We start from the raw sequence: 4451 nt of genomic DNA, 5'->3' as shown, positions 1-4451 counted from the left end.
TTTGAAAAGAAAAAATATGGATTTGAACTTCTAATGGATTTACATAAATTTGAAACAAATCCTAATGCTTTTTTTGAACCCAATCCTCATACAACTAACTTTTTTGAAATTTTTATTTTCGAAAAGGCAAAAGGTTGTATTGAGTTAAATGGAAATACATTTAATGTTGAAAAAAATACGTTTTTTTTTATTTCTCCTTACCAAAAAAAGAGTTGTGAAATAGATGTTTCTGAAGTCAAAGGTTTTCATCTCGTTTTTCAAAATGATTTCTTATCAGATTTTTTTGAGGATAAACTTTTTGTATACAGGCTTCAATATTTTTACAATTCAAAGCATCCCCAATACTTACAATTGCAAAAAGTAGAATACGATAAAATTCAATTCATACTAAACGAAATTATATCAGAACTGAATAATTTCCAAAATGATAGCCTTCATATTATACGTTCTCTTTTGTATTTTTCTTTATCAAAATTGAACAGGCTGTTTTCAAAAAATTATAATCTTTCACCAGAAACACAAGCGGATTCAGTACTTTATAAATTTAAGGAAGCGCTAGAATTAAATATTCGAAAATTTCATTCTGTAGAAGCTTATTGTAAAATCCTAAACGTTTCTAGATACCAATTAAATGAAATTTTAAAAACATACTTAGGGAGTACTTCAATAGAGATCATTCATATTAGATTACTGCAAGAGATTAAAATGGAACTGCGGTATTCCAACAAAACGGTTTCTGAAATTGCAGATGTACTAAACTTTAGCGAAGCCAATAATATGACGCGCTTTTTCAATAGACATGAAAACGTAACGCCTAGTATATATCGTCGACATTACCAAAGTGATACTTATTCGTCTTAAAACGATACATTCTTGGCAAAAATAAAATGCAACCTTTGCTCTAAGTGAAAATTCACTAATGTTATGAAAAATTTATTCTATTTCAATTTGTCTATTATTTTAATGAGTTTGCAAATATCAAATGCACAAAATAATACGATTATTACTCCTATGAATTCTTTAAATTGGAAAGTCTACAAGGGAGAATCTACTTTCGAAACATTTGATAATAGAGAAACGCTTGTTTTAAATGGAAAAGTAATTTTAAAAAATATAAACTTCTCAAACGGAACTATAGAAGTTGATATGTATGCCAATGAATCTAGAAGTTTTGCGGGAATTATATTCAGAAAGCAAGAAAAAACAATGGAGGAAGTTTATATGAGACTTCATAAAACCAATCAAGCTGATGCCTTACAATACGCACCAATTTATAATGATGAATCAAACTGGCAATTGTATAGAGAACACCAAGCAAATGTTACTTTTAAAGATAAAGGCTGGAATACTTTACGTATTGAAGTAAACAATAATAAAGCTGCTGTTTATGTGAATAATGAAAAGGTACTTAAGATCGATAACCTTCGAACGACACTCTCTAAGGGAGAAATAGGGCTATTTTCGTTGTTTACTAATCGATTTTCGAATTTTAGATTAACCAATAAAGAAGCTGTGAATGTAACAAAAACGGAAACGCAGACCAATATAGATTTCAGCATTATATCGAAGTGGAATATCACAAAAGCATTCCCATATACTGAACACAAACTGAACTTTAACAATTTTTCAAAAGAAGAATATAATAAGGTAACTACTGAAAAATCAGGTTTATTACCGTTCTCTAAATATATAGAAAAGCCATCTGCTGGCAATTTCGAACAAAACAAAGAAGTTTATGCTGTGGCTTCCACTGTTATTGAATCGAACAAAAATCAAGTAAAGTCATTCTCATTTGATTACAGCGATAAAATAATGGTGTATCTCAACGGAAAAGAAATTTTTAAAGGTAATAATGCATTTAGATCTAAAGGAAAACAATACCAAGGTCATTTAGATATAAATGCGAACACATTATTTGTAAACCTAAAAAAAGGCAAAAACACACTTCATTGTGTTGTTATCGACAAAGCATATGGATGGGGCTTATTGGGAAAATTAGAATAATACATTTTATAACAAATAATTATTGTTCGTTCTATGTTTACCTGAAAAACAGGAAAGTTTTTTCACTAGTTTATTTTCTTTTTTGACTTCTTACGAACCACACGCGGAAAAATCTATCAAATAACCAAAACGACCGATTTTTACAAATTCCAATTATTCCTAGTAAGTAACTTTGTGGTATTGCTTGTATCTATGAAAAAATAGAAGTGCACTAAACAAATAAAAAAAAACAGTTTGGTCGGGTGATTTCATGAGATCATTAGTATTAACCTACTAGAATTTTCTTGAAAAGTAATTATTTGACATAGGTCAAAAGTTTCCAGTAACAAACCCTTTAATTTAGGAAAGAAATAAAAATGAAAACAGCAAATTACATATTAGTAATTGCAATTATTTAGTTGCCAGTTGAGAAGCCTTAAGCCGATTAATTCGTAAAATAAAGGACTTCAGAGTGTGATATTTGTCACAAATTATTAGTGACAATAGTCCTGTGGTATGTTCTATTGTTTATAGAATTTTGTGTTAAAATAAATTAGAAAAAACAATAATAAAAACAGCAAGTTTCAGCTATAAAAAGACTATTCACACGCTCCATAACACACACAGGGTCTTTGAACATTTTTAAAAAACTTCAAAATAAAAACGTTGTCATATGACAACTTTTATATTTTGAAGTTACCTCAACTTTGTGTTAACGTTAATATCGTTTTATGTAGTCGACAATTTTTTGATGATTTCATTGAAAATAAAATATTTCAAGTTGAAAATACAGGGAAACATGATCATCTCAAGTAATTTCCACATAAAATAAGATAACGCAAACAGTTAAAATTAAATATAATTAGAGTTAAACAAAATATTATAAGTTGATTAATAGTGCCAATGACATTTTTACTCTGTGTTAACACAGCTTTAGTACAGGGTAATATGTCTAAAATGGTCATGGGCTCAATTAAAACTATCACTAATGATTCAATTTTAGAGACCCAGATTATTCCTGTTTATGATGATTTATCTAAAAATGAAGAGTATTAGGAAAATAATGGAACAGATTTTTCTTATGAATATATGATGTTTAGAGATTTAAACTAAGTGCACGTAATCTTTTTGATTGGGTTTTTTAAATTAAAAGATAAACCAAAATAAAAAGTTTTGGTTAAGTAGAATCTAGTGGGAGGGATGTGCATTGTCTAATTTGATACAAACTTGAAGTATAAGTAATGAAGAACTTTAAGCATGTGAACATTGGATAACAACCCACAGATTACTTTTTATTGCTGATTATCTTTATTTCTCTTCACAACAGCATTTCCGTCACTAGGTATCTTAAGTTGAGCTACTTTATAAAAATATTTTTCATATAGCACTTAGCTTGTTCCTGTATTCAAATAAATAATTATGACCTACTCTCAACAAGAGCCTAATGATTTTCTGAAACAGTACATAGGATGTTTTTGGTGGTTAGACAACGATTCATCAGAAAATCTTAATTACACCATTTTACCTGATGGTTTTTTTGATGTTATCGTTCGCTTTGATAATTACAATTACCAAAGTACCGAACTAACAGGACTCTATACAAAAGAGGTTAAAGTGTTAATTCTTCCAAACCATCAACTTTTTGGAATACAATTCAAATTACCAGCTGCGGAATATGTATTCTACGAAAGTATTGCTCCGTTGTTAAACTCAGAAAAAAAGCTACCCGACACCTTTTTGAATCTAAATTCATTTGACTTTTCAGAAAACTCAGACACGACCGATAGGTTAAGTTCAATAATAAGTCAAGAAGTCAATAAAGAAAATAATCTAGACGATCGAAAACTTCATCTATTTAAGTTGTTGAGTCAAACTAAGGGTAATGAAAGGGTGAGTTTTTATATTGATAAATTATTTTGGTCTGGCAGGCAAATCAACAGATATTTTAATAAAATGTTCGGGCTTTCATTAAAAAGCTATTGTAATATATTACGGTTTTCGGCATCATTTAAAGACCTCAAAAGAGGAGATTTAATGTCTAATCAAAATTATTATGACAGATCTCATTTTAATAAAGAAATAAAAAAGTATTCCAACAATACTCCAAAAAGTCTATCAAATAACCAAAACGACCGATTTTTACAAATTTCTATCATACCTAATATGTAGCTTTGTGCTAGTACTAAGTATAATATCTATGAACAATGATGTGGTTGCATGCCATTTGTTTCTGGTAATGTTAGGGACATGAAGCATCTGATGGCAATAACACTAATTTTACTATAAAAGGTAAAACAGCGTTAAGCCTTAAAGCATAACATTATAAAGTTAAAGAGTAATTACTTGATATATGTCAAGAGTTTAGAATTAAAAACACAGTAGGTTTGATAAACCCAAAAAATAATTTGTAACATTTTAGTCTAAATAAAAAAAGATAAACAACTCTAAAAACATAAAAGCTACAGGGA

Annotated in this window: 4 protein-coding genes; all 4 read left to right on the top strand. The window is 28.8% G+C overall.

Features of this window, described 5'->3' with window-relative positions:
• On the top strand, positions 1 to 861 hold an 861-nt coding region (locus CXF67_RS08255; RefSeq protein WP_257984635.1), incomplete at its 5' end, for a helix-turn-helix domain-containing protein.
• A 63-nt stretch (positions 862 to 924) separates the two neighbouring features.
• Positions 925 to 2004, top strand: coding sequence for a 3-keto-alpha-glucoside-1,2-lyase-like domain-containing protein (locus tag CXF67_RS08250; RefSeq protein WP_102088326.1), 1080 nt, complete (start codon positions 925 to 927; stop codon positions 2002 to 2004).
• Positions 2005 to 2886: 882 nt separating this feature from the next.
• Positions 2887 to 3039, top strand: coding sequence for a hypothetical protein (locus CXF67_RS18160; RefSeq protein ID WP_180957926.1), 153 nt, complete (start codon positions 2887 to 2889; stop codon positions 3037 to 3039).
• A gap of 363 nt (positions 3040 to 3402) precedes the next feature.
• The gene (locus CXF67_RS08245; RefSeq protein WP_102088325.1) at positions 3403 to 4152 is read left to right on the top strand and encodes a helix-turn-helix domain-containing protein; all 750 of its coding nucleotides are present in this window, start codon (positions 3403 to 3405) and stop codon (positions 4150 to 4152) included.
• The last annotated feature ends 299 nt before the right edge of the window (positions 4153 to 4451 follow it).

The organism is Psychroflexus sp. MES1-P1E (genome assembly GCF_002836055.1).
Lineage (GTDB): Bacteria > Bacteroidota > Bacteroidia > Flavobacteriales > Flavobacteriaceae > Psychroflexus.
Note: the sequence above shows the minus strand (reverse complement) of the source record. Positions and strands in the feature narration are given on the sequence as shown.

What these genes read in the sequence shown, in the direction of transcription:
- CXF67_RS08250 (WP_102088326.1), top strand. Translation starts at nt 925, where the DNA reads ATGAAAAATTTATTCTATTTCAATTTGTCTATTATTTTAATGAGTTTG.
- CXF67_RS18160 (WP_180957926.1), top strand. Translation starts at nt 2,887, where the DNA reads ATGACATTTTTACTCTGTGTTAACACAGCTTTAGTACAGGGTAATATG.
- CXF67_RS08245 (WP_102088325.1), top strand. Translation starts at nt 3,403, where the DNA reads ATGACCTACTCTCAACAAGAGCCTAATGATTTTCTGAAACAGTACATA.